At 66.0% G+C, this 24,270-nt stretch carries 26 protein-coding genes and 1 pseudogene; 16 read left to right on the top strand and 11 right to left on the bottom strand.

The features are described 5' to 3' along the window. The first annotated feature begins 57 nt into the window (after nucleotides 1-57). Nucleotides 58-1,083, top strand: a complete 1,026-nt coding sequence (locus EV650_RS01190) for a LacI family DNA-binding transcriptional regulator (RefSeq protein ID WP_134114444.1) — start codon at nucleotides 58-60, stop codon at nucleotides 1,081-1,083. Here the strand turns inward: EV650_RS01190 and EV650_RS01185 are convergent. From EV650_RS01185 to EV650_RS40845, 3 genes and pseudogenes are all read right to left on the bottom strand, one after another. Beyond that, nucleotides 1,078-4,635: a choice-of-anchor D domain-containing protein gene (locus EV650_RS01185; RefSeq protein ID WP_134114442.1), complete on the bottom strand. Its 3,558-nt coding sequence runs from the start codon at nucleotides 4,633-4,635 to the stop codon at nucleotides 1,078-1,080. The genes EV650_RS01190 and EV650_RS01185 overlap by 6 nt on opposite strands. 112 nt (nucleotides 4,636-4,747) lie before the next feature. Further along, nucleotides 4,748-5,146, bottom strand: coding sequence for a zinc-binding dehydrogenase (locus EV650_RS40850; RefSeq protein ID WP_238173956.1), 399 nt, complete (start codon nucleotides 5,144-5,146; stop codon nucleotides 4,748-4,750). Between the two features lie 34 nt (nucleotides 5,147-5,180). After that, a pseudogene (locus EV650_RS40845) lies at nucleotides 5,181-5,705 on the bottom strand (NADP-dependent oxidoreductase); the annotation flags it as partial. A 144-nt stretch (nucleotides 5,706-5,849) separates the two neighbouring features. Between EV650_RS40845 and EV650_RS01175 the strand changes: the two are divergent. Next, nucleotides 5,850-6,287 carry a nitroreductase family deazaflavin-dependent oxidoreductase gene (locus EV650_RS01175; protein WP_134114440.1) on the top strand — a complete coding sequence of 146 codons (438 nt, stop codon included), beginning with the start codon at nucleotides 5,850-5,852 and terminating at the stop codon, nucleotides 6,285-6,287. 50 nt (nucleotides 6,288-6,337) lie between these two features. On the opposite strand, the gene aqpZ is transcribed toward EV650_RS01175, so the two are convergent. Further along, the gene (aqpZ, locus tag EV650_RS01170) at nucleotides 6,338-7,096 is read right to left on the bottom strand and encodes an aquaporin Z (protein ID WP_134114438.1); all 759 of its coding nucleotides are present in this window, start codon (nucleotides 7,094-7,096) and stop codon (nucleotides 6,338-6,340) included. Between the two features lie 151 nt (nucleotides 7,097-7,247). On the opposite strand from aqpZ, the gene EV650_RS01165 reads away from it, so the two are divergent. Together EV650_RS01165 and EV650_RS01160 are read left to right on the top strand one after the other, a co-directional pair. Beyond that, on the top strand, nucleotides 7,248-8,141 hold the full coding sequence (locus tag EV650_RS01165) for a hypothetical protein (protein WP_134114436.1): 894 nt from the start codon (nucleotides 7,248-7,250) through the stop codon (nucleotides 8,139-8,141). A 30-nt stretch (nucleotides 8,142-8,171) separates the two neighbouring features. Then, nucleotides 8,172-8,966 carry an endonuclease/exonuclease/phosphatase family protein gene (locus EV650_RS01160; protein WP_134114434.1) on the top strand — a complete coding sequence of 265 codons (795 nt, stop codon included), beginning with the start codon at nucleotides 8,172-8,174 and terminating at the stop codon, nucleotides 8,964-8,966. Here the strand turns inward: EV650_RS01160 and EV650_RS01155 are convergent. Then, nucleotides 8,963-9,496: a dihydrofolate reductase family protein gene (locus EV650_RS01155; protein WP_134114432.1), complete on the bottom strand. Its 534-nt coding sequence runs from the start codon at nucleotides 9,494-9,496 to the stop codon at nucleotides 8,963-8,965. The two genes, EV650_RS01160 and EV650_RS01155, sit on opposite strands and share 4 nt — an antisense overlap. A gap of 133 nt (nucleotides 9,497-9,629) precedes the next feature. Between EV650_RS01155 and EV650_RS01150 the strand changes: the two genes are divergently transcribed. Then, on the top strand, nucleotides 9,630-10,607 hold the full coding sequence (locus EV650_RS01150; RefSeq protein WP_134114430.1) for a winged helix-turn-helix domain-containing protein: 978 nt from the start codon (nucleotides 9,630-9,632) through the stop codon (nucleotides 10,605-10,607). A 50-nt stretch (nucleotides 10,608-10,657) separates the two neighbouring features. Further along, nucleotides 10,658-12,100 carry an MFS transporter gene (locus tag EV650_RS01145; protein ID WP_134114428.1) on the top strand — a complete coding sequence of 481 codons (1,443 nt, stop codon included), beginning with the start codon at nucleotides 10,658-10,660 and terminating at the stop codon, nucleotides 12,098-12,100. Here EV650_RS01145 and EV650_RS01140 read toward each other — a convergent pair. Next, nucleotides 12,061-12,375 (bottom strand): NADPH-dependent FMN reductase family protein, encoded by a 315-nt coding sequence (locus EV650_RS01140; protein WP_134114426.1) that lies wholly within the window; start codon nucleotides 12,373-12,375, stop codon nucleotides 12,061-12,063. The two genes, EV650_RS01145 and EV650_RS01140, sit on opposite strands and share 40 nt — an antisense overlap. Continuing rightward, nucleotides 12,372-13,799: an aminotransferase-like domain-containing protein gene (locus EV650_RS01135; RefSeq protein WP_134114424.1), complete on the bottom strand. Its 1,428-nt coding sequence runs from the start codon at nucleotides 13,797-13,799 to the stop codon at nucleotides 12,372-12,374. Before EV650_RS01135 ends, EV650_RS01140 begins: the two co-directional genes overlap by 4 nt. Here EV650_RS01135 and EV650_RS01130 point away from each other — a divergent pair. From EV650_RS01130 to EV650_RS01115, 4 genes are read left to right on the top strand one after another with little or no spacing between them, the layout of a single operon-like run. Next, a complete protein-coding gene (locus tag EV650_RS01130; protein ID WP_134114422.1) occupies nucleotides 13,798-14,706 on the top strand; it encodes a DMT family transporter in 909 nt (302 codons plus the stop codon). The two genes, EV650_RS01135 and EV650_RS01130, sit on opposite strands and share 2 nt — an antisense overlap. Nucleotides 14,707-14,756: 50 nt before the next feature. After that, the gene (locus tag EV650_RS01125) at nucleotides 14,757-15,242 is read left to right on the top strand and encodes a MarR family winged helix-turn-helix transcriptional regulator (RefSeq protein WP_166677980.1); all 486 of its coding nucleotides are present in this window, start codon (nucleotides 14,757-14,759) and stop codon (nucleotides 15,240-15,242) included. A gap of 34 nt (nucleotides 15,243-15,276) precedes the next feature. Then, complete coding sequence (locus tag EV650_RS01120; RefSeq protein WP_134114418.1) at nucleotides 15,277-15,480, top strand: hypothetical protein; 204 nt, start codon at nucleotides 15,277-15,279, stop codon at nucleotides 15,478-15,480. Nucleotides 15,481-15,483: 3 nt separating this feature from the next. Next, the gene (locus EV650_RS01115) at nucleotides 15,484-16,215 is read left to right on the top strand and encodes a sulfite exporter TauE/SafE family protein (RefSeq protein ID WP_134114416.1); all 732 of its coding nucleotides are present in this window, start codon (nucleotides 15,484-15,486) and stop codon (nucleotides 16,213-16,215) included. 3 nt (nucleotides 16,216-16,218) lie between these two features. On the opposite strand, the gene EV650_RS01110 is transcribed toward EV650_RS01115, so the two are convergent. Together EV650_RS01110 and EV650_RS01105 are read right to left on the bottom strand one after the other, a co-directional pair. After that, entirely contained in the window at nucleotides 16,219-16,590 is a 372-nt protein-coding gene (locus EV650_RS01110) for a nuclear transport factor 2 family protein (RefSeq protein ID WP_134114414.1), read from the bottom strand. Nucleotides 16,591-16,901: 311 nt separating this feature from the next. Continuing rightward, on the bottom strand, nucleotides 16,902-17,339 hold the full coding sequence (locus tag EV650_RS01105; protein ID WP_134114412.1) for an RrF2 family transcriptional regulator: 438 nt from the start codon (nucleotides 17,337-17,339) through the stop codon (nucleotides 16,902-16,904). Nucleotides 17,340-17,459: 120 nt separating this feature from the next. Between EV650_RS01105 and EV650_RS01100 the strand changes: the two genes are divergently transcribed. The 5 genes from EV650_RS01100 to EV650_RS01080 all read left to right on the top strand — a co-directional run bounded on the left by EV650_RS01100 (nucleotide 17,460) and on the right by EV650_RS01080 (nucleotide 21,844). Then, the gene (locus tag EV650_RS01100) at nucleotides 17,460-17,945 is read left to right on the top strand and encodes a nuclear transport factor 2 family protein (RefSeq protein ID WP_134114410.1); all 486 of its coding nucleotides are present in this window, start codon (nucleotides 17,460-17,462) and stop codon (nucleotides 17,943-17,945) included. 69 nt (nucleotides 17,946-18,014) lie between these two features. Then, a complete protein-coding gene (nuoH, locus tag EV650_RS01095) occupies nucleotides 18,015-19,274 on the top strand; it encodes an NADH-quinone oxidoreductase subunit NuoH (RefSeq protein WP_134114408.1) in 1,260 nt (419 codons plus the stop codon). A 28-nt stretch (nucleotides 19,275-19,302) separates the two neighbouring features. Then, on the top strand, nucleotides 19,303-20,055 hold the full coding sequence (locus EV650_RS01090; protein WP_166677979.1) for a TetR/AcrR family transcriptional regulator: 753 nt from the start codon (nucleotides 19,303-19,305) through the stop codon (nucleotides 20,053-20,055). 205 nt (nucleotides 20,056-20,260) lie between these two features. Further along, nucleotides 20,261-20,683, top strand: a complete 423-nt coding sequence (locus tag EV650_RS01085) for a tautomerase family protein (protein WP_166677978.1) — start codon at nucleotides 20,261-20,263, stop codon at nucleotides 20,681-20,683. A gap of 27 nt (nucleotides 20,684-20,710) precedes the next feature. Further along, complete coding sequence (locus EV650_RS01080) at nucleotides 20,711-21,844, top strand: hypothetical protein (RefSeq protein WP_134114402.1); 1,134 nt, start codon at nucleotides 20,711-20,713, stop codon at nucleotides 21,842-21,844. Here the strand turns inward: EV650_RS01080 and EV650_RS01075 are convergent. Beyond that, nucleotides 21,837-22,403 (bottom strand): dihydrofolate reductase family protein, encoded by a 567-nt coding sequence (locus EV650_RS01075; protein ID WP_166677977.1) that lies wholly within the window; start codon nucleotides 22,401-22,403, stop codon nucleotides 21,837-21,839. The two genes, EV650_RS01080 and EV650_RS01075, sit on opposite strands and share 8 nt — an antisense overlap. A gap of 123 nt (nucleotides 22,404-22,526) precedes the next feature. Between EV650_RS01075 and rox the strand changes: the two genes are divergently transcribed. Then, a complete protein-coding gene (rox, locus tag EV650_RS01070; protein WP_134114398.1) occupies nucleotides 22,527-23,954 on the top strand; it encodes a rifampin monooxygenase in 1,428 nt (475 codons plus the stop codon). Here the strand turns inward: rox and EV650_RS01065 are convergent. Further along, on the bottom strand, nucleotides 23,925-24,263 hold the full coding sequence (locus EV650_RS01065) for an antibiotic biosynthesis monooxygenase family protein (RefSeq protein WP_134114396.1): 339 nt from the start codon (nucleotides 24,261-24,263) through the stop codon (nucleotides 23,925-23,927). The genes rox and EV650_RS01065 overlap by 30 nt on opposite strands. Between the last annotated feature and the right edge of the window lie 7 nt (nucleotides 24,264-24,270).

Below are 24,270 nucleotides of genomic sequence, written 5' to 3'. Positions count from 1 at the left end.
GAAGGTAGAGTTCCTTGCAGCAAACTGTCAAGAGGTCATGACGGAAAGGGACAGTGCATGCGGGTCACGCTGAAAGACATCGCCGACGAGGCCGGGGTCAGCATGATGACGGTGTCGAACGTCGTGAACGGCAAGCGCGCCCGGGTCTCGCCGGAGACGATCGAGCGGATCCAGCGGATCGTCACAGCACGCGGTTACGTGCCCAGCGCTTCCGCCCGCAGTCTCGCCGCCAAGGCGTCCCGGATGATCGGTCTGCTGGTGCCGGCCGCCGACGAGGACAGCCTGATGATCAGTCCGCACAACGTCGCGATCCTCGGCCAGATCGAGCGCGAGCTCCGCAAGAGCGGCTACCACCTGCTCTTGCGTGGCATCGCAGAGCCGAGCGAGGTCGGCGAGGCACTCAAGGTCTGGAGCCTCGACGGCGCCGTACTGCTCGGATTCCTGGACGAGGACCTCGAGCGCCTCACTGCGGGCGCGGTCGGCAACGTCTCCCTGCTCGCCATCGACAGTTACTCGACGAACCCGCTGACCACCGGCGTCCGATCCGACGACTACACCGGCGCCCTACTCGCGGCACGCCATCTGCTCGACCTCGGCCACACCGAGATCGTCTTCGCCGGCCCGTCCTTCAGCAGCGTCGGCGTCGTCCACCAGCGGTACGACGGCTTCCGGGCCGCCTTCGCCGAAGCCGGACTGACCTGGACCAAACGCCTCGTCACGGTCGAGACCACCACACACGCCACCGGCCGCGAAGTCGGTCAGCAACTGTTGAAGGACCACCCGGAGGCCACCGCGGTCTTCGCCACTGCCGACATCCTTGCCATCGGCATCATGGAAGGCCTCACCGACAGCGGGTACGACGTACCGCGCGACGTCTCGGTCCTCGGCTTCGACAACCTCGACCTCAGCGAGTACGTCACCCCGAAGCTCACCACGATCGCCCAGGACATCCCCCAGAAGGCAGCCATCGCGGTCCGCCGCCTCCTCGCCGCCATCGAAGACCAGGAGCACCCGGTGGACGCCGTCACCCTCGACGTCCACCTCATCAAACGCTCCTCAACCACCCATCCGCGGCGGCTATGAGTTCCAAACCTGGAAGTCGGAGAGCTGGCCTGCGTTCCAGCCTGTGTTGGCCGTGAAGTTCAGCCGGAAGTAGCGGGCCGTCGTCGGGGTGAAGTTGATGGTCACTGTGTTGTTGTTGCCGGGGGCAAAGGAGTAGCCGGCCGATCCGACGATCGTGCTGAACGTCGTACCGTTGGTGCTCCCGAGGACGGATAGCGTCTCGGTGCGTGCTCCCCAGGAAGCAGGCAGCTGCAGGACGACTCGGCCGGCGCTGGCGGCCGCGCCGAGGTCGACCTGGACCCATTGCGGGAAGGCGTTGTTCGCGCTCTCCCAGTACGTCGCCTGGTTCCCGTCCGTCACGTTGCTCGACTGGTAGACGTCGTTGTGGCTGGACTCGCTGGTCGCCTTGCCTGCGGCGAGGTTGGTGCTCGTGCCACCGGCGCCGGTCCCGGACAGGGCGACGGTGGTCGGGCTGTTGGTCGCGTTGCTGGTGATGGTCAACGTTCCCGTGCGAACCCCGGACGCAGTCGGCCGGAAGCTGACGTTGACCGTGCACGAGGCGTTGATGGCGATGCTGCTGCAGTTGTTGGTCTGCATGTACTCACCCGAGGCCGTGACACTCGAGACTGAGGCGGCCAGGCTGCCCGTGTTGGTCACGGTGACTGCCTGGGCGCCACTTGTCGTGTTGAGTGCCTGCGACCCGAAGGTGAGCGAGGACGGGCTGGTGCTCAACGTCGGAACGTTGATCTGCGAGCCGCCGCTCGGATACACCTCGAACTCCGACACCTGCCCGGCCGGCCAACCGCTGTTGGCCGTGATGTTGACCCGCACATAGCGGGCGCTGGTTGCCGGAACGGTGATGTTCACGACGTTGGCGGGCGACGTGAACGTGTACGTCGCGGACGCGACCGGCGTACCGAAGCTGGATCCGTCGGTGCTCGTCTGGACCGACAACGTCTGCGTGCGCGTGCCCCACGCCGAGCTCGGCGGCAGCTTGAGCGTCACCTTGCCGATGCTGCGGGCCGCTCCCAGGTCGACCTGCAGCCATTGCGGGAAGGCGTTGTTGTTGCTTTCCCAGTAGGTGTTCGCGTCGCCGTCCGTTGCGGTTGAAGCGGACTGCGTGCCGTTGACCTGGCTGCTCGCCGTGGCCGTCTTGCCGAGGGCAAGGTTCGTGTCGGTCCCGATTCCGTTGCCTGTCAGGGAAATCGAGGTCGGGCTGTTGTTGGCGTTACTGGTCAACGTCACGCTTCCGGCCCGCGCCCCCGACGCAGTCGGATGGAACGTGACCGTCACCGTGCAGGATGCTCCGACCGCGATCGTCGAGCAGTTGTTCGTCTGAGTGAAGTCGCCCGCGGCGGACACGCCCGACACGGTCGCCGACGCCGTACCGGAGTTCGTCACCGTGACCGCTTGGGTCGGCGAGGAGCTGCCTGACTGGGTGTCGGGGAACGACAGGCTGCTTGGGTTCGGGTTCAGAATCGGTCCGGGTGCGACGCCCGTACCCGAGAGTGGGACGGTGCTCGTGACCCCGGCGGCGTTAACCGTCAGGTTTCCAGCCCGAGTGCCTGCCGCTGTGGGGCTGAAGGTGACGTTGACCATGCACGAGCCGCCGGCCGTGATGCTGCTGCCGCAGTTGTTGGTCTGACTGTAGTCGCCGGTGATCGCGACCGAGCTGACCGGTGCGGCCGCAGTACCGCTGTTCGTGACCGTGACGGCCTGCGACGAGCTCGACGTACCGGTCGCGACGGAGCCGAAGCTGAGTGCGGTCGGGCTGATCGAGATCTGCGATCCGTTGTCCGGCAGGTACGGCGGGAATGCCGGGGACGTGATGTTCTGGCACTGCACGGGAGCGAAGATGCCCGAGTTGCCGCCGCCGTCGGTGAGCGTGAAGCCGACGCCACAGCTGTAGATCGGACCGGGCGCCTGGGTCCCGGTGGCGGTGCTGTTGGTGATGGTGGCCGAGCCGCCGACCTGCTCCTGGACCACCCAGGTTCCGGTGTTCTGGATCGTCGCGTTGTTGATCTTGACGTTGCTGATGTTCGAGCCCGAGACGAACTGGATCGCCTCGTACGGGCTCTGCTGGATCAGGATGTTGTCGATGTTCGTCGTACCGGACATCGCGCCGTCGCGCGCGTCGAACCACAGCGCTCCGACCCCGAACTGCCAGTTGGGGTCAAGGCTCCCCGACCGGATGATCGTGTTGCGCAGAACGTCCGTACGTCCGAGCGTTGTCGAGGCGAACCGTTGTGCGACGTGGATGCCGCCGCCTTGGGTGAGGCCGGCGTCGATCACGCGGTTGTCGGTGACGAAGTTGTCGTGGCCGCCGTAGATAGCGATGCCGTTGGCAAGGATCGGGTACTGCACGGTGTTGTGATCGAACGAGTCGTTCGCGTCGGCGTTCTGGTCCGCCCAGGTGGCCAAGCCGTCGTCACCGAGGTTGCGCAGATCGCTGTTCGTGACCTTGGAGTTGGTGATGCCGTCGTGGAAGTTGATCCCGTCGGCCGTCACGTTGCGGATCCGCATGCCGCTGAAGACCAGGTTGGTGAACGGGCCGTCCATCCAGGCGCCGACCTTCTCGTGCTCGATCCACACCCGGTCCACGGTCGAGTTGTTCAGCGCGCCGCCGATGCCGTTCACCTGGGCGCCGTCGTTGCGCTCCTGGACGTCACCGAAGATCGCGAAGTCCGACAGGTGTACGCCGGAACTGCCGTTCGGCGCGTAGTTGCCGTAGAAGCCCGGTGCCGCACCGACGACGGTCGAGCGCCACATCCCCGCGCCCTTGAAGGTGATGTTGTTCAGGATCAGGTGACCCGGGATCTTGAACGTCCCCTCCGGAATCCACACGGTCCCGCCGGCGCCGGCCGCGGTCATCGCAGCATTGAAGGCGTTGGTGGAGTCCGCGGCGCCGGTCGGGTCCGCGCCCTGGCTGGTCACTGAGACCGAGCCGGACGGCTGGCTCAGTGCGCCCGCGACGTTCTCGAAGTCGGCGAAGTCGATCGTGTACGACGACGCGGTGTCCTCGGCGTCGACCTGCAGCCGGAACTTCGTGCCGGCCGGGTACGTCGTCGTGAACAGCCGGTGGACCTCGTCGTAGAAGTGATGCGGGTTGCTGCCCGGCGAGTTCGTGAACGGATAGCCGCCGTAGTACCAGCTGTAGGCGTTGGTCAGGGTGAAGTTGGACGCCTTGGTCCCGTTGACGTAGAGGGACAACGGCGCCGTGTAGACCGACCCGGAGCCGGTGTCCGGGATGCTGTAGCGGAAGACGATCGAGTTCGTTGCCGTGGGCGTCGTGAACTCGACGAACTTGCCGCTCCCCTGCAACGTCACCGCCTTGCGGTACGACGCCTCGGCGGCCAGGGTGTTGTAGGCGGCGCTCGGGCCGATCACCGTTCCGTTGGTGGACGAGTTCTCCGCCTGCACTTCGACGTACGGCAAGGTCGCGCCGACACCGCCGGTGGCGGCGGCCCACGCCGGTGCTGCCACGACGGCAAGACTCGCGGCGACCAGCGCGCCGCAGGCGGCGAGCACACCGACGCGGGCCCGCCGGCTCCAGGGTTTGATAGACCGGAACATGGGCTGCTCTCTCTCGACAGGGGGCGGACAGTCGAACTCACAGCCCTGACGAGCGAGACGGACCGTGGTGGCCAGACCGTAACGCGCCAGACACATCCGTGCAATATCTCGATCAATCTTTGCAAGAAGCCGACCCTGCTGGGGCTACGGTCAGGACGATCTTGCCGGTCGTGCGCCCTGTCTCGCCACGAACGTGTGCCTTTGCAGCCTCGGCGAGCGGTACGACGGTGCCGATCTCGGCACGAAGCCGGCCGGCGGCGGCGAGGCTCGCGATCGCCTTCAGGGCGGCGTAATCCGGCTCGACGAGCATGAAGCCGGAGCGGATGTGGTGTTCGTCGGCCAGCTCGCGAGGCGGAGCGTCGTTCGGTCCGGACAGACTCACGAGAGTGCCGCCACGGCGCAGTACCCGCAGAGAACGAATGCCGTAGTCGCCACCGATTGTGTCCAGCACGGCATCGACGTCCGAGAGCACCTCGGCGAAGTCGACCTGGGTCGATGGCCTCGTCGGCACCGAGCTTGCGAACGAACGGATGCTTCGCCTCCCGGGCTGTGCCGATGACGTACGCACCAAGCTCCTTGGCGATCTGTACGGCGAGATGGCCGACACCGCCGGCGGCAGCATGGATGAGTACGCGTTGTCCCGGCTGCAGGTTCGCCATCTCGGTCAGCGCCTGCCAGATCGTCAGCCCGGCCAGCGGAAGTGCGGCCGCCTGCACGTGGTCGATCTCCTCCGGCTTCCTAACGAAGTGCCGCGCGGGCGCCGCGACGTACTCCGCATAAGCACCCGCCTGGCCCGGAAAGTGCGGCATCCCGAACACCTCGTCGCCCGGCTCGAACAGCGTCACACCCAGGCCGACGGCCTCCACCACACCGGAGACGTCATGGCCGAGGATGACGGGATCGCCCCAAAGCCCCAGACCGCCGTGCGACCGCGCCTTCCAGTCGGTCGCGTTGACCCCCGCTGCGTGCACCCGCACCAGAATCTCCGTCGGCCCAGGACTCGGCCGCTCCGTCTCGATCTCGACCAGTTCTTCGGGCCCGCCCCAGCCGCGCAGGCTGATCGCCCGCATCCTCTTCTCGTTCATTGCTCCAGCCTCACCCGGCGACCGTCCCCGGCGGCAGTGGCCAGATGGACATCATCCGCCAGGATCCGGCCAAACCGCCGTGGCGTCAGGTCGTGGTATTGGTGATGCGTCACCAGTATGCTGGGTGACATGTCAACCGAAGCCGAGTACGCCCCCAGCCCGATGTCGTACGTCGCGGACATGGTGGAGAAGATCGAGCAAGCCGGAACGACCAGCGTCATCGACCACGGCAAGGGCGTCGTGCTCCTGACCATGCGCGGTGCGAAGTCCGGCAAGATCCGCAAGGTGCCGTTGATGCGGGTCGAGCACGACGGCGAGTACGCCGTGGTCGCGTCGCTCGGCGGCGCCCCGAAGCACCCCGTCTGGTATTTCAACCTCAAGGCCGACCCGAGGCTCCAGCTCCAGGACGGCGACGTCACCGGCGAGTACGTCGCCCGCGAACTGGACGGCGAGGAGCGCGAGCTCTGGTGGGCGCGCTCGGTCGAGGCCTGGCCCGACTACGCCAACTACCAAACCAAAACCGACCGCATCCTCCCGGTCTTCGTCCTCGAGCCTGTCGCCAACTGAAACGATCCTGACCCGGCAGAACCCGATGTCAGGTTCTGCCGGGTCCTTTGCTAGGGATTGTTGGCGACACCCTCGTCGATCTCGGGTGCGCGTGCGCCGGTGATCGCGGCGTAGCTGATACCCGCGATCGCCGCACCCACGATCGGGGCGACGATGAACAGCCAGACCTGGCCGAGCGCGCTCCCCCCGGCGAACCAGGCGACGCCGAGCGACCGAGCCGGGTTCACCGACGTGTTGGTCACCGGAATGCCGACCAGGTGGATCAACGTGAGCGAAAGCCCGATGGCGATCGGCGCGAATCCCTTCGGCGCCCGATCATCGGTCGCGCCGAGAATCACGTACAAGAAGAACGCAGTCAGCACGACCTCGACGATCGCGCACGCCAGCAGCGAATAACCGCCCGGCGACCGATCACCGTAACCATTGCTGGCGAAGCCGCTGTCATGGGCGCTGAATCCGTCCTTGCCACTGGCAATGGCCAGTAGCACTGCGCCGGCCGCGGACGCGGCGACAATCTGGGTGACGATGTACGTCGGCACCCATTTCCACTCGATCCGCTTGGCCACCGCGAGACCGATCGTGACCGCCGGGTTGAAATGCCCACCGGAGACGTGGCCGACGGCGAAAGCCATGGTCAGAACCGTCAGACCGAACGCCAGCGCCACACCGAGATAGCCGATGCCGACCGGGACCTTGTCCGGCGTGAGCACGACACCCGCCAGAACGGCGGCACCACAGCCGGCGAAAACAAGCCAAAACGTACCGAGAAACTCCGCACCGATCCGAGCCGCAGGAGTGGATGAATCCACGACCGCCTCCTTTGTCGATGTGCCCCGTGAGGTTAAGACACCCCATCACAGTACGACACCAACTAACCACCTTCCGTGAACTCAACACCGAGAAATAGCTGTAACTAATAGCCCGGGAGCGGCATCGTGCTGGGTGAAGGGGTGGTTCTCGATGCTCAAGTCGATCGGTATGGCCGCTGTGCTCGTGGCAGGAAGTCTGCTGCCCGGTACGGCGATGGCGGCGGGGAATGCGGTCTGTGGGATGGGACTGGGGTCGGTCACTGCCGGCGGTGACCACCGAAATCAGGAGATCGACACCACGGTGCCGCCGACGGTCGGCGTCAACAACCTGGTCAAGGCCAAGGTCTACGGGCCGGGGCAGGTGCGGGTCAGCACCACGATGACCTGGGAGGCCGACGAGGACGCCGGATTCATCGTCGAGGGCGGGTTCGTCCTGATCGGCGACGGGTTGTACCGGACGGCCTATTCCGGCACGAGCACGAAGACCGGCGATCCGGGTCCGCGGATCGGCAGTGGCTGGGGAGCCTTCACGGTGCTCGAGCAGTCGCAGTACCAAGGTCCGAACGACGCCAACATGACCCGGTGGAACACCTACGGCCTCCGCAGTGACGGCACCCTGTTCCGCTGGACCATCAGCTCCAAGGGCGCCTGGCAGAACAAGGCTTCCGCGCCCGGATTCGCCGCGGTGAAGTCGATGGTGCTGATCAGTCAGACCAAGACGTACGACACCTTCCTCGCCAACACGCGTGGCGGCGCCCTGTACACGATCCACATCCCGACCAGCGCGCCGATGAAGCCGGTCGTCAAGCAGGTCCGCAGTGCGACCTGGCAGGCTTTCGAAACGATGACCGCGCAAGAGTGCGGCCAGTACGGCGTCGTCCTGATCGGCATCGACAAGGACACCGACAGCGCCTACCTGTACGCCGTCGGCCACGCCAACGGCACGGCCACCGTCATCCAGTCCCGCGGCAAGATCCCCGCCTCCTTCCCCGAGAACGTCTACTTCCGCTGGCGCGTCCCCACCACCCCACTCAACGGCGAGTGATGGCCGCGCGCCCGCGTTAGGGTGCGGGGCATGCGGATTGTGTCTTTGAATGCGTGGGGTGGGGCGATGTTCGACCAACTCGCGCCCTGGGTCCAGGCGGTCGACGCCGATGTTCTTTGTCTGCAGGAGGTCACTCGTACGCCGGGGGTGTCCGGCTGGACCCAGTTCGAGGACGGGGAACGGTCGTTGCCGCAGCGCGCGAATCTCTTCCAGGACGTCAAGGCGCTGCGACCCAGCGATCAGGCGATCATGGTCACGAGCGACGCCGGCCCGGTCACCGATGAGTCAGGTGTCCGGCGCCGGCAGGACTTCGGCATCGCAACCTTCATCCGCGAAGAGCTGCCGCTGACCGGCCTGCAGACCGCCTTTGTCCACGGCCACTTCGTCGATGATGACGACTGGTCGACCGACGCCCGCGCACGAGTCGCCCTGGCCGCTTCCGTCATCGACCGACCGCAGGACCGGACCGTCGCAGTCATCCAGCTGCACGGCCTCCGCGACCCGGCCGGGAAGCACGACACTCCCGCCCGGAAGGCTCAGGCCGAGCGTCTCGCCGAGCTCGTCGAACGAACCGGATCCAGTGCCGATCTGACCGTCGTCTGCGGCGACCTCAATCTCCTGCCGGACAGCGAAACCTTTGCCGTACTGGCGAAAGTCGGCCTGACCGATCTCGTCGGCCAGGCCGACACCCGTACGTCGGCGTACACGAAACCGACTCGTCACGCGAACTACCTGCTCGTCTCCGACCGGACCGCCGTCAAGAGCTTCACGATCGCGACCCAGCCGGAGGTCTCAGACCACCGCGCCCTGATCCTGGACATCTAGGGTTTCGTGTAGGTGAGGATGACGACGCCGGAGTCGAGGCGGGTGACGTCGTTCAGGTCGAAGGTCGCCGTGAGCGAATCCTGGTAGATGAGGTCGCCTCGTCCCACGAAGAACGGATGCAGCCACAACCGCAGCTCGTCGATCAGCCCGGCCTGTAACAGCGGGCGCGAGACCGCACCGAATCCGTACTGAACGAGGTTGCCCTCGTCTTTCAGGTTGGCGACGTACTCGGCGAGATCTCCGTCGATCACGGTGGTGTTGTTCCACTTCGGATCGGTGAGGGTCGTCGATGCGACGTACTTCGGCATTGCGTTGATGCGATCGCTATACGGATCGCCCGACATACTCGTCCAGACAGGAACGAAACCCTCATAGGTACGGCGCCCCATCAGCACCGCATCGCTGGCCTGCAACAGTTCGAGCTGGATCCGGCCACCGCTCTCCGAGAAACTCGCCAACGACGGCCAGTCCTGCGGACTCTCGATCACACCGTCGAGCGTGACGTAGGTGGAGTTGACCAACCGGCCCATAAAGCGCCCCCTCAGTTAGATGACATACCCGGCCATAGAACTGCTCACCGACGTACGTCACCACCTCTTTCGGCCCAGTCCGAAACAGTAGGGCCCGAGCTATCGTGGCTTCCCCGCGGCGATCGGACGAACAATGCTCAGAATTCGGCTCTCCGGGAAAGACCTCGAGCGGATCCGGATCAGCGTGTCCCCGGCCTTTCAAACGATCACGGCGGCCTTGGCAGCTGGACCGGCCGAACCAGCCGCGGTTCACGCGGCTCGCGCCCATCTCATCCGGTTGGCCGGCCAACCCGGCGGGCAGCTCACCCGGCTGCTCGAACTCGACGGCTCGCACGTGCCCGACTTCCTCACCCCATCCCCCGTTGCCGACGACCCGACGCTCAGTGACGAGTTGGAGCTCGCCGCGTCCGTACCCGCCTGGCGCATCACCCGCGACTCACGCCATCTCGAGTCGTTCGTCAACCGCAGCGGAACGGCCGATGCCCTGGTGGGCGGAGATCCCGGCGTCGCCCATCGTGTGATCGACGCCGCGTTCGCGTTTCACCGCGCGGCGTACGGCGACTCCTGGAGCAGCGTCCATACCCAGCTCCGAGCCGAGGCCGACCGCCGGCGTCGCGACCTCGACGTTCACGGAGTCGACCACCTGCTGTCGACCATCCATCCCTCGATCCGCTGGCGCCGGCCGGTCCTGACGATCAGCAACAACAGCTACGACGGCGACTACGAGCGACACGGTCAAGGGATCGTGCTCATCCCTGGCATCGGTCGCCTGCGAACGGTGACGACGATGGTCAACCCGTGGGAGCCGGTGACGATCGGCTACCCGTTCCCGACCATGCAGTACGCCGATCCGCCAGGTGTCGTCGCGAGCCGGCAGCTGGTCGAACTCCTCGGCCGGACCAAGGCCCGCGTTCTGGTCGCGATCGAATCCAGACCCGATCTGACCACGACCCAACTGGCAACATATCTCGGCATCTCGACCGCATCAGCCAGCGAGTACGCCTCGATCCTGCGATCGGCCGGCCTGGTCACGTCGAGCCGGGACCGTAACGCCGTACGGCACAGCCTCCTGCCGTTGGGGTCCGGGCTGGTGCGAGCGTCCCGATCCTAACGGAAGCTATTAGATTGTCTATTGATAGACGATCTGCTAGCTTTCGATGCATGACAAAGACTTCGGAGTTCTCGGGTCGGCGACTCGTCGCACTCGTCGTGCTCTGTGCGGCAACGATGATGACCGTGCTCGACGAGACCGTCGTGAACGTGGCCATCCCTTCCATCCAGCGCGACCTCGGCTTCGGCGCCACAGAGCTGTCGTGGATCGTGAACGGGTACCTCGTCAGCTTCGGGAGCCTGCTCCTACTGGCTGGCCGCGTCGGTGACCTGATCGGGCGTCGTCGCGTGTTGCTCGTCGGCCTCGCTCTCTTCACCGCGGCATCCCTGGCCTGCGGGTTGGCCCCGTCCGCCGGCGTACTCGTAGGAGCTCGCTTCGCCCAGGGCGCCGGCGCTGCGCTGGCGTCCTCGGTGGCGCTCGGCATGATCGTCTCGCTGTTCGACGACCCGGCGCCGCGTGCCCGCGCGATCGGGATCTACGCGTTCATGGCATCCGCCGGCGCCTCGGCCGGGCTCTTCCTTGGCGGTGTGATCACCGATCTCGCCGGGTGGCGGTGGGCCTTCTTCCTCAACGTCCCGATCGGCGTGATCATGCTGGTGATCGGCGTTCGAGTCCTGACTCACGAGACGGGCACCGGACTGCGGGCGGGCGCTGACTACCCAGGAGCGGTGCTGCTGGTTGGCGGTGTCGCCGCGACGATCCTCGCCGTTGTCGATCCCAGTCGGCGGGCCATGGTCATCCCCGCGGTCGTCCTGCTCGCCGCTTTCGCCGTACGGCAACTGCGGACCCAACGGCCGCTGCTTCCCCTTGCGGTACTGCGTTCCCGGGCGGTCATCGGAGCCAATCTGGTGCTGATGCTGCTGGGCGGCTCGATGCTCGGGTTCCAGTTCCTGATCACGGTCTACTTCCAGAACGTGCTCGGCTACAGCCCCGCCCAGGCCGGCTGCGCGATCCTGCCGATCGCGATCGGCATCGGCGGCCTGTCACTGTTCGGCTATCCCCGGATCAGCCGCCGGGTCGGAGCCCGCGTACTCATCGTTCCCGGCATGCTGATGGTCGCGCTCGGCCTGTTCCTTCTGGTCTTCGCGCCGACCCACGGCAACTACGCCGTCTCGGTGCTGCCCAGCATGCTGCTGTTCGCGATCGGCGGCGGTACGGCGATCCCCGCAATCATGTCGACGGCCATGTCCGAGACCACGCCCGACGCGCTCGGGGCATCCTCCGGTCTGCTCAACACCTCGCAGCAGGTCGGCTCCGCGATCGGCCTCGCCGTACTCTCCAGCATCGCGGCAGCAACCACGGCGAGACTGGGCGAACACGGCCAAACCGCAACCAGCGCAGCCGTCGGCGGCTACCACGTCGGCTGGGGAATCGGAGCCGCCCTGATCACGGTGGCAGCCGCGATCGCCGCGATCACTCTTCGCCGCCCACGCACTCAGGTTCTGGCGGAGCCTCAGCTCGCGGGTAGTTCTCCTGGGCGGTTGAACCGGTAGAAGAACGGGCCGAGCTCTCCGCGGTCGAGTGTCGAGGTCAGAGCGATGAGACTTTCCAGCAGCGGTGCCTGCGTCAGGTCGCCGAGATGAATCGGATCGAACCCGGCATCGCGAATCAGCTGCTCGGTCGTCTCGCGCGCCTCGGCCTCGGCCGCGTAGAGGGACCCCGGCCGCACCGGCTCCGCGTCCACAGCGTCATAGATCGACGCGAAGTTGGTGTTGAACGCCTTGGCCGAGGGTCCACCAACGATCGACTCCGGGGAACCGCCGGTCACGGTCGAGCTCTTCGCAGGGCTTGGGCGAGGCGGTCGGCGGCGCGGGTGAGTTCGTCGGCGGATGCGGCGGCGGCGTAGGTGAAGCGGAGGTGGTGGGTTGGGCCGACGGGTAGGTAGAAGTTGCGGCCCGAGCTGACCGATACGCCTTCGCGAAGCGCTTCGGCGGCGACCTGATCGTCGGTCACACCATCGGGCAGTGTGGTCCAGAAGTGATACCCGCCGGGCCGTACTGCGTCGAGCGTCAGATGCGGACACCGTTCCGCCAGGGTCTGCGTCAGCGTCTGCCGTCGATCGCGCAATGCCACGGCCAATCGACGCAGATGGGTCGCGTACGACGGCGAAGTCATCAGCTCCAGCGCTGTCTCCTGCATCGGCCGCGGTACGAAGAAGCTGTTGATCACATGGACATCCCGAAGCCGCGCGTACGCCGTACCTCTCGCTGTGAGAGCCGAGATGCGCAGGCTCGGCGAGGTCGGTTTGGTCAGCGACCGGATGTGTACGACGTGACCGTCTGGATCGTTCGCGGCCAACGGTTGCGGCAGATCCGGAGCGTCGACGTGGACCAGGCGGCGGGTGAAGTCGTCCTCGACGACGAAGGCTCCGGCCGCGCGAACCACCTCCATCAGTCGTGCTCTCCGCGCCGGCGCGAGTACGGCACCGGTCGGATTCTGGAACAGCGGTTGGCAGACCAGCACACGCGCACCGGAGGTCGCGAAGGCCTCCTCGAGCAACTCGACCCGGAGACCGTCCGCGTCGACCGGCACGGGCACACACCGCAGACCGACCGCCTCGGCCGCAGCCATCGTTCCGGGGTACGTCGGTGCTTCGACCAGGACTGCTTGCCCGGGGTCGGTCAGTCCGCGCAATGCGGTGACCAGCGCGGTCTGTCCGCCCGAGCTGATCAGCACGTCGTCCGCGCCGATCGGACCTTCACGACCACCGATGTCGGCGGCGAACCAGGCCCGGAGTTCAGCAATCCCGTCGGCCGGCGCACGCGTCCAAGTACCCGGACGCCGACCCGCCCGGCTCATCGCGTCGGCGAGGGCCTTGCTCGGCTGCAGCGACTCATGCAAGTAGCCAGTGGACAGGTCGATCACCCCGTGGACCGGCGGCGCCAGCATCTGCATCACCGCTCGGGTGTCCGCACGCTGCCGGCTCGTCTCGAGCGCCCGTTCCTGCCAGGACAGGTCGGACGGCGCCGCCCGACGCCGTGCCCGTTCGCTGACGAACACGCCCGCTCCCGGACGTGAACTGACCAGACCTTCGGCCATCAACACGGTGACCGCTCGCGAGAGCGTGACTGGACTGATCCCCCATCGCTGCACCAAGCGGCGACTCGACGGCAGACGCCCACCCGGTCCAGCCGCTGAGACCTCCACCCGCAGCCGACCGACGACCGTCGCCAGACTGCTATCGTTGTCCATGACGGACCACGATAGCGCTACCGCAACTGCTCCGAAAGCGATACCGGCGACCAGGGCCGGAACGATCGCGGCTTTGGTTGGAGTCGGTCTTTTTTCGCTGAGCTTTCCGGCGACGGTGTGGGCGACTCGCGGGATGGGGCCTTGGACGGCGACCGGCACACGAGGGACGCTCGCGGGCGTGCTCGCTGCCGGGTTTCTGCTTGCACTGCGGGTGAAACGGCCGGACCGACGCGATCTGCCCGGGTTGCTGATCGTTGCCGGCGGGTGCGTGATCGGGTTCCCGTTGCTGACCACTTTGGCGTTGCAAACGTCGACCACGGCGCACTCCGCGGTGGTGGTCGGACTTCTGCCGATCGCGACTGCTTCCGCATCGGCCGCGATGACCCGGCGACGGCTGCCCCGGATGTTCTGGATCGCAGCGATCGTTGGTGCGGCCGCCGTTGTGGCGTTCACCATCAGCCAGCACCACGGGGGCATGTCGATCGCCGACCTCTACTTGCTGGCGTCGTTGGTCGTCTGCTCGCTTGGGTACGCCGAGGGCGGCCGGCTCAGCGCGCATCTGCCGGGCTGGCGGGTGATCGCTTGGGCCGTGGTCCTCGCCCTACCGATCAGCGCTGCGATCACGCTTATCGCCGTACCGCACGAACGCTTCGATCCGACGCCGTCCAGTCTCGTCGGATTGGCTTATATTGCTGCGATTTCGCAACTCGGCGGGTTCGTCGTCTGGTACCGCGGAATGGGGATCATCGGCGTCGCGAAGGCCAGTCAATTGCAGCTCGCTCAGCCGTTGCTCACGCTCGTCTGGTCGGTTTTGCTGGTGAATGAGCAACTCCCGGTGACCGCACCGATCACGGCGATCGTCGTACTACTGTGCATTGTCGTCACACAGCGCAGCATCGTCCATTAGTGGATGGTGTTGTCTTAGATTATCCAATGGAACCGGACTACACTGGGTTCATGCCTCAACACGGTCGGACCCTTCCTACAGTCGACCTCTCGATGCTGCTCAATCAGGCGTCGTACGCCGTCTCCATGCGACTCGGCGCGGCGCTGGCGGCGATCGACATCTCGGTCAAGACGTACTGCGTGCTGGCGAAGGGCGTCGAGGGCGACTTCACCCAGGCCCAGCTGGCCGAGCGGGCGTGGATGGACAAGACCACGATGGTCAATGTGCTCGACGACATGGAGCGCAGCGGCCTGGCGAGCCGCACGATGTCCCCGACCGACCGCCGCGTGCGCATCGTCGCCATCACCGCCAAAGGCCGATCCCTGCTGAACAAGGCCGACGCGATCGTCCAGACGACGTACGACGAAGTGCTCGAGTCGATGACCGGCGCGCGCCGGACCGAATTCCTCAACGAGCTCACTGCCCTGGTCGAGGGCCCCCTCGCGGCCCCGTTCCACATGGAAGAGCAACTCCGCACCCGCCGCTCCAAGAGCTGACGACACGACATTCGAGTCCTGTCAGGATGGGCCGATGACAGTGTCGTGGTGGTCGGTGGTGGCAGGTGTCGCGGGCGGCGTGGTGCTGTTGTGGATCGTGCTGATCGTCGCGCTGTGGTTCGTTCGTCCGGACGAGCTGCGGATCCGGGACGCGTTGCGGCTCCTGCCTGACCTGGTGCGGCACGTACGCCGTCTCGGGGCCGTGCGCCGCCTCGCCGGGATCCCATCGGCCTTCTGAGACATGCTCACCCATTTCCTGCCCGCACTGCTGATCGCCTCGGCAGCGGCCTTCGGACTCGCCGCACTGTCAGCGGTCGCCGGGTTCGGCGGCGGAGTCCTGCTGCTGCCGGTGTTCACTGCCCTGTTCGGTTTGCGGGTCGCGGTACCGATGCTGACCCTGACCCAGCTGTCCAGCAACGGTTCCCGAGCCTGGCTGAATCGACGCGACCTCCGCTGGCCCTTGATCGGCTGGTTCGCCCTCGGCGCTGTGCCCTGCGCGGTGGCCGGCGGCATCCTCCTCACTCATGCTCCGCTCGTGCCTCTGAAACGGCTGCTCGGTGTGTTCCTCATCGGCGTGGTGCTGTGGCGACGACTCAAACCGCGCCCCCGCCGACCGAGGGATCCAGCATTTGCCGCCGTCGGAGCCGCGTCTGGCCTCGGCTCGGCACTCCTCGGCTCCGTCGGGCCGCTCACGGCACCGTTCTTCCTGGCCTACGGCCTGACCCGCGCCGCCTACATCGGCACCGAAGCCGTCAGCGCGCTCACCATGCACCTCACCAAGCTCGCCACCTACGGAGCCGGCGACCTGCTCACCCGCCAGGTCCTGCTGTACGGCGTCGCGCTCACCCCCGCAACGCTGCTCGGTGCGTGGGCGGGAAAGCACATCGTTGGCCGCATCAGTGACCGCCTCTTCGTCCTGCTCGTCGAGCTCGGCCTGCTCGCCGCGGGCGCACTCTTCCTCATCGGACTCTGATGTCTACAGCTCTGTCGGGCATTTGTGGCTGAGTACGCAGAGCCAACCGTCAGCGTTGCGGACGAAGACTTCGCTGATCCATTCGTCTGCGGTGTAGTCGACGCCGTTCCACGCACCGGTGCTTTGTTTGCGTGCCGTGACAATCGCTGAGTCGCCGTACGCGACAACTCGTGCGTCTCCGACGATCTCCATCGTGTGGTGGGCCAGCTGCCCGGAGGCGATCCAGCCGACGATGTCGGCTTTCGGCGTCGGGCCGGTCGGGCCGACGTACACCCAGCCGTCAGCCATGACCGCGGCGACTGCCTCGGCGTCGTTGCGGACGAGGGCGGCATCCCAAGCGGCGGAGACGGCGAGTACTTCGGACTCGGTTGTCATGACCTCACTCTAAACACGTGCGTCAGACGTGGACGGCGACACTCGTTGCACCGAGCAACGGAATGACATTGCCGCGACCCGACAACCACGCATGCGCCAGCTGAGCCGCGCTACAACCAATGTCGGCGGCTATCTCGACCACGAGCTGCACGGTCTCGTCCGGGCCGGTCCGGCTGTGATGAAAGATCTCCTTGGACGTGTCATCGGCAAGCCGGCCCCGTGCACCGTTCAGATACTTGCCGGTCAGCCGTGCGGCACGTCAATCTACGACGCGCTCGAATCTACGACGCGCTCGCTGTAGCCCTGGGCGTTCACGAGGCTCGATCGATGGCGCGCAACTCGTCGAGACTGTCGGCGAGGGTGCGGCCTGCCAATGCACTCAGGGCCGCAGCTTCGGTCTCGTCGGTGAGCCTGGCGAAGTACTCAGCGGAGTGGTTGGTGACCAGGCACTCCCGCGGCCCCTCGGCCCGGGGCGCCCACAACGGCTTGTCGCCGATGGCTGAGCGGTAGATCTCGCCCAGGGTGATCTGGTCCGCAGACCGGCCGAGGCGGACACCCCCGCTGCGGCCCTTGATGGACGCGACGAGACCGTCCTGCACCAGCGGGACCATCAGCTTGCGCACCAGGCTCGGGTTCGTGTTCAGACTCCTGGCGAGCTGGGTCGAGCTGAGGACGGGACTGCCCTGTTCCTCGGCATGACCCAGCAGCAGCATGGCCTTCAGGGCGCTGGAGAACCGCACGTCCAGCATGCTCGTACCTCTTTCGTCCGCCGGTGACTCTCCCATATTAGCAACTCTTACGGTTGCACTTTCATGACTTAATAAGTACTTTTCATACATGCAGATTGCGATCCACCCAGGGAGGACGTCATGAGCACAGAGCACGAGATCGGAGAGCTCGTTTCCCGCTACACCCGGGCCGCGGACCAGCGGAACGGCGAACTGATGGCCGAGCTCTACGAGGTCGACGCGGTCGTCGAGATCCACTACCGCGGGCCCGATGGGATGGAGTTACTGGGGAAGCTGTCCGGAGGAGCGCAGATCGCAGCGGCCATGTCCGCGCCGCCGAGCGGGACCATGGCGCCGCACCCGCCGCTGGGCTGGAGCCACCACACCACCTACGACCACCTGGTCTCCGTCGACGGCGACGAAGCCGGCATCGAGACCCAGTTCATCACCTTCGACGTCGCCGGGACCCCGAAGCCCGAGGGCGGATGGCCCGCTGGCACTTTCGGTGCCCAGGGCACCATCAAGCCGATCGAATCCGGGTATTACCGCTTCACGTTCCGCCGGACCGACGGCGCCTGGCGGATCAGCCACCAGGACGTCATCCACGACATCCCCTACGTCTTCTGATCAGGTTGCCGCTGGCCTCGCTTAATGATACACCGTATCTGTTAGCGGAGATCGGCTGGCGGAGGAGCTATGGCGACGAGCACTGGCGACGTAGGCGGGTTGGCGCAGTTCGGGCATGACTCGTGGGGGCTGATGCTGCTCAAGGCGGTGCTGATCTTCGTCATCCTGATGTTGCTGACGCTCTTCAGCATCTGGGCGGAGCGCCGGGTCGTCGCCCGGATGCAGCAGCGCATCGGACCGAATGTCAACGGCCCCTTCGGTCTGCTGCAGTCGCTGGCCGACGGTATGAAGCTGATCCTGAAGGAGGATCTGATCCCGAAGACGGCCGACAAGGTCTTCCTGATCGCGCCGGCGATCGTGGTCACCCCGGCGTTCGCAGCGTGGACGGTGATCCCGTTCGGGCCGACGGTGAAGCTGCCGTGGAGCGACAACCACACCGCTCTGCAGCTGACCGACATGCCGGTCGCGGTGGTCTTCGTACTCGCGATGGCCTCGGTCGGCATCTACGGCATCGTGCTCGGCGGCTGGTCGTCCGGATCGACGTACTCGCTGCTCGGCGGGCTGCGTTCGAGCGCCCAGATGATCTCGTACGAGGTCTCGATGGGGCTCTCGTTCGTCGCGGTGTTCCTGTACGCCGGATCGATGTCGACGTCTCAGATCGTCGCCGCGCAGGACAAGCTCTGGTACGGCCTGATCCTCGCGCCGTCCTTTGTGATCTACGTGATCTCGATGGTCGGCGAGACCAACCGGGCGCCGTTCGACCTGCCCGAGGCCGAGGGCGAGCTGGTCGGCGGATTCCACACCGAGTACTCCGCCGCGAAGTTCATGCTGTTCTTCCTCGCCGAGTACGTGAACATGGGCACGGTGGCGGCGATGGCCACCACCCTCTTCCTCGGCGGCTGGCATGCCCCGTTGCCGATCAACCTGATCTGGGACGGCGCCAACAGCGGTTACTGGCCGGTCCTGTGGTTCTTCAGAAAGGTGCTGTGTTTCCTCTTCCTCTTCATCTGGCTGCGAGGGACGCTGCCGCGGCTGCGCTACGACCAGTTCATGCACTTCGGCTGGATGCGGCTGATGCCGCTGTCCCTGCTATGGATCCTCGCGGTCGCCACGATCCGCACCATCAACCTGAACGGCGGCATCGATCGGCAATGGCTGTACGCCGCGATTGCGCTCGGCGTGGTCGCGATCGGCGTACTGATGTTCGTCGGCGAGAAGAAGCAGTCCGAGGCCGCCGCTCGGGAGGAGGCTGCCGAGTTCGACGCCTTCGCCGGCGGGTACCCGGTGCCACCGATGACTGCAGCGGCCGCGCCCCGTCGCACTGGATGAGTCGATGCCGCGTCGTACCATGCCCGACATGACGTCCTCATCGCGACCGCCGGCCGACGAGGCGTCGCAGGCGGCAGGCCCGGTCTGGGCCCGCAACGACCGCCAGCCCCGGCGCAGGACGCTCACCCGGGACTCCATCGTGCGGGCAGCGGTCGCCATCGCCGACCGCGACGGGCTCGACGCCGTTTCGATCCGGAGCGTCGCTGCGGCGCTCGAGGTCCGGCCGATGAGTCTGTACGGGCATGTGTCGAGCAAGGAGGACCTGCTCGACCTGATGTTCGACCAGGTCGCCGGGGAGTGCCTGCTCGGCGATGAACTCCCGCAGCAGTGGCGGAGCGCGCTCGAGGCCATCGCGCGGCGTACGCGAGACCAGGGGATGGCGCACCCGTGGACGATCGAAGTACAGGTCGATCGCATCCCGCTGGGGCCGAACACGCTGCGGGTCCTCGACGAATGGATGCGCGCCGTCGCGCCCCTGTCACTCGACCAGGACGCAGCCTGGAGCATCGTGACCGCCGTCAACGACTACACAGTTGGCTACGTCATCCGGCTCACCGCGCAACAACGCGCCGTACCGTCCGACCCGGCCGCGGCCGGCGAGTGGACCTCAAGCGTCAACAGCTACCTGACCGAATGCGCCGAGAGCGGCGACTACCCCCACATCGCCGCCCTCCTACACCAAGGCTTCGCCAACCAACCAAACAATTTCGCAGAGGGCCTCGCCTACATCCTGGACCGGGTCGAGCAACTGCACACGCCAACTCGGCCTGGGAGGCAGTAGGTATCAGACGGCCTCGATGGCGGCGCGGATCGCGTCGAGGACGAACTTCGGGTTGGACATCATCGGGACGTGGCTGCTGTCGACGTCGTACGCAGAACATCAAGGCGGCACGACTCAGGTATCACCTATTCATGCGATGGGCTGGGGGTGAGCCACGGCCATACGGTGATCGTCCGCGACCAGGAAGGCCGACGACACCATGCCGATGATCGATGTGTACATCCGTGCCGGGAAGATCGACGACACCGGAGCTCTCGCCCGCAATCTGGCGACCACCCTGATGAGGATCGAAGGTGTGCCGGATATCGCCATGTTCCGGCAGAACACCGCGGCGTTCATTCACGAACTGCCACCAGGGTCGATCTCGAACGTCGACGGGGACGAGGACTGCTGCCGCGTCCAGGTGCTCACCAACCTCGGGGCACTCGACCGGGCCAAGCAGCTCCGGGTCGTGGCCGAACTGACCGGCCTGATCGCCGACGCCACCGACGACTCCATCCGGGACCGGATCTGGGTGCTGTTGACCGAGGCACCCGACGGCGGCTGGGGCCTCAACGGGCACGCGAACACCAACGAGGAGCTGGTCGCAGCCGCCCGCGCCGAACTCGCGAAGGGGTCCGGCGCGTAGACGGTCCGGGACTTAGACTCGGTCGGCGTGACGAGGTTCAGGCTTGGCTGGGAAATGAAACTCGATCAGCTGACGCTGGCGATCGATCTGGCGTTGCTCGGTGTCGGGCTGATTCTCACCGGGGTCCTGGTGCCTTGGCACGGTTGGCTCGCACACGCCTTCGGGATCTTGCTGATCGTGATCGGTGCGATTCTCTGCCTGGTCGACGGGTTGCGGCTGCTCGGCTGGCGCACCCTGTTCTGGCCCCGATCGCTGGTGCTGGACGCCGAGGGCATCTCCGACGACACGAAGAAGAGCCCTGGCTTCCGGATCAGCTGGTCCGATCTCAAGGCGCTCGGAGTGGTCGACGATCCGGCGCGGCCGGGGCTGTTGCTGGTGTTCTTCACCGAGTCACGCACGCACTCGCGGTTGCGCCCGTACGCCGGATTCGCGCCTGCCGATTGGCCACAGCCTGTCGTCGCTACGCTCCCCCGGCGTACCGGAATCGTGGCAGCGATCCTCGCCAGCAAACCGGCGTCGTGGAACCAGCACCAGGCTGACGGATGGGCCGCGTTGATCACCACACCCGGCGAGCGAGCCGACGCGATCCCGACTCCGCCGGCCGCGCAACCGCAGGAGCGGATCGACGTCGGGACGCAGATCGCCTGGCAGGCGATCATCGGCGGAGGCCTGGCGGGTCTCCTCGGCGTACTGGCTTATCTCGCCGCGTTCGGCGTACTGGCTTCAACCGGGTCGACCGCTGCCTTCCTTGTCGTCGGTACGCCGTTCCTGCTGATCGGGCTCGCAACCTTGCTGAGCGTCCCTGTCGTCGCACGCCGGCGCTGGATCGTGATCGACCGCGAAACCTTCACCTGGTCCGATCCCACCGAAACCTCGTTCACCCTCGCCTGGACCGAACTCGAGAGCATCTCCATCGAGATCACCACCATCCCCTCCCCCACGCTCAACCGCCACTCGGTACACCTCAACCTGACCCCGACCGACGACGCCGTACGCCGCCACCCCGAACTCAAACCGTTCAGCAATAACGGCCACTACGCACTCCCCCTCGGCGACGTCGTCACCCCCGCCGATGCCATAGCCACCGCCTGCCAACGCGAAGCCCCCGCCGGCATCTGGCAAGGCGTCACCCAACAGACCGGCACGCTAGGAATCACCTGATACGTCGGTAGGTGAGTTTTACGACGGCGTGGTCGAAGGTTTGGGTGTCGGCCAGCGTGAGTCCTTGGCGTTTGCTGATGTCCTCCAGAAGGGAGGGACCGGCGCCTAGCGCGACCGGGTGGACGTAGAGCTGGTACTCGTCGATGAGGTCATGGCGGGCGAACTCCGTGATCACCTCACCACTACCCACCAGGTAGAGGTCGCCACTCGTCCGCTCCCGCGGACCAGCCAGCGACTCGAGGTCGGGCAGCACAGTGGTGTCCCATTCGGCGTACTGCATCGTCTTGGAGAACACGGCCTTGGGCATCGACTTCCACAGCTTCGAATACTTGACGAGCCACTGGTCGTTGGCCGGATCTTCATCCGCCGTGGGCCAGTAGCCGGCCATTCCCTCATAAGTGCGGCGACCGTACAAGAACATGCCCGCCTTGCTGTGCTCCGTCACGAAATGCTCATGCAGCTCGTCCTGGACCACGAACCAGTCGAGTTCACCGCCGGAGCCCGCGGTCCGGCCGTCCAACGACACCTGCACCGACACCACGATCCTGTTGTCTGACACGACGTACTCCCAGTAGTTGCGAGAACCGATGACACCCCACAGTCGGACCCGTCCCGCGATCCTTGACATGCTCGGGCTTGAAGCTTGCAGTTGACCGTGGCGTCACCCAGGAGGCAACCACCTATGCACTCTCCGCAGTTCGACGTGATCGTTGTTGGGTCTGGGCCGACTGGCGCGATGCTGGCTGCCGAACTGCGGCTGCACGATGTGCGGGTGCTCGTTCTGGACAAGGAGACCGAGCCCGCGTCGTACGTACGCATAGTCGGTCTGCATATTCGCAGTCTCGAACTGATGGCAATGCGCGGATTGCTGGATCGCCTTCTCGAACACGGAAGACAGCGTCCGGCCGGCGGATTCTTTGCCGCGATCCCCAAACCCGCGCCTGAAGACCTGGATTCCGCGCACGCCTATCTTCTCGGCATCCCGCAGCCCGTCATCGTTCGCCTGCTCGAAGAACACGCGATCCAACTAGGTGCGCAGGTACGACGGGATTGTGCAGTGACCGCTTTCGAGCAGTACAACGAGGGCGTGACCGTCGAGCTGGCCGACGGGGAACGACTGCATTCGCGCTATCTCGTCGGCTGTGACGGCGCACGCAGTACGGTGCGCAAACTGCTCGGCGTCGGCTTCCCCGGCGAACCTTCGCGGACCGCGACCCTGATGGGCGAGCTGGAAGTGGACGCGCCGCCGGAAGAGATCGCGGCCAAGGTGACCGAAGTCCGCGAGACCAACAAAACCTTCAGCCTCACGCCCTTCGGCGAAGGGATCTACCGCATCGTGGTCGCCGGCGCCCGAGTCAGCGAGGAACCGCCCACCCTCGAGGAATTCAAGCAGCAGTTGCACACCATCGCCGGCACCGATTTCGGCGTGCACTCCCCGCGCTGGTTGTCCCGCTTCGGGGACGCGACTCGGCTGGCCGAGCGTTATCGGGTCGGAAATGTTCTGCTGGCAGGCGATGCGGCACACATCCATCCACCCACCGGCGGCCAAGGCCTCAATCTGGGCATTCAGGATGCCTTCAATCTCGGCTGGAAACTGGCCGCGCAGATCCGCGACTGGGCACCCGAAACCCTCCTGGACACTTACGAGGCCGAACGCCACCCAGTCGCCGCGGACGTGCTGGACAACACCCGAGCCCAGATGGAACTCCTGTCCACTGAGCCAGGCCCGCAGGCCGTACGCCGACTGCTCACCGAGCTCATGAACTTCGACGAAGTGAACCGCTACCTCATCGAGAAGATCACCGCAATCGACATCCGCTACAACTTCGCAGACGGCCCCGACCTACTCGGCCGCCGCCTGCGCGACATCGACGTACAGCAAGGCCGTCTCTACGATCTGCTGCATCACGGCCGCGGTCTACTCCTCGACCGCACCGAACGCCTGACCGTCGGCGACTGGTCAGACCGAGTCGACTACCTCCCGGACCCCACCGCACCACTGGACGTCCCCTGCCTCCTCCTACGCCCCGACGGCCACGTCGCCTGGATCGGCGACAACCAGCAAGACCTGGACACCCACCTAACCCGCTGGTTCGGCAAGCACGTCTGAGCCGGGCGGGCTTGCCACCTCGAAGTGGGCGACTGTGGCCTCGCGTTCGACCAGGTAGTCGTCGTCTTCGGGGTAGTACCTGGCCCGGTCTATGTCGTCACCGGCGAAGGCTCGGATCTGGTCGAGGTCGGTCCACCAGCTCAGCGTGATGATCTCGGTCCGGCCGTCGCCGAGGTCGCGGGTGAGGATTTGAGCGCCCTCGTTCCCCGGTGTACGCCGATAGCCGGCCATGCCGGTGCGCTCGACGATCTCGACGTACTCCGCGGCCTTTTCGGTAGGAATCCATCCCCGCCACATACGCGCAATCATCCAATCA

Source organism: Kribbella kalugense, assembly GCF_004365875.1.
Classification (GTDB): domain Bacteria; phylum Actinomycetota; class Actinomycetes; order Propionibacteriales; family Kribbellaceae; genus Kribbella; species Kribbella kalugense.
Note: the sequence above shows the minus strand (reverse complement) of the source record. Positions and strands in the feature narration are given on the sequence as shown.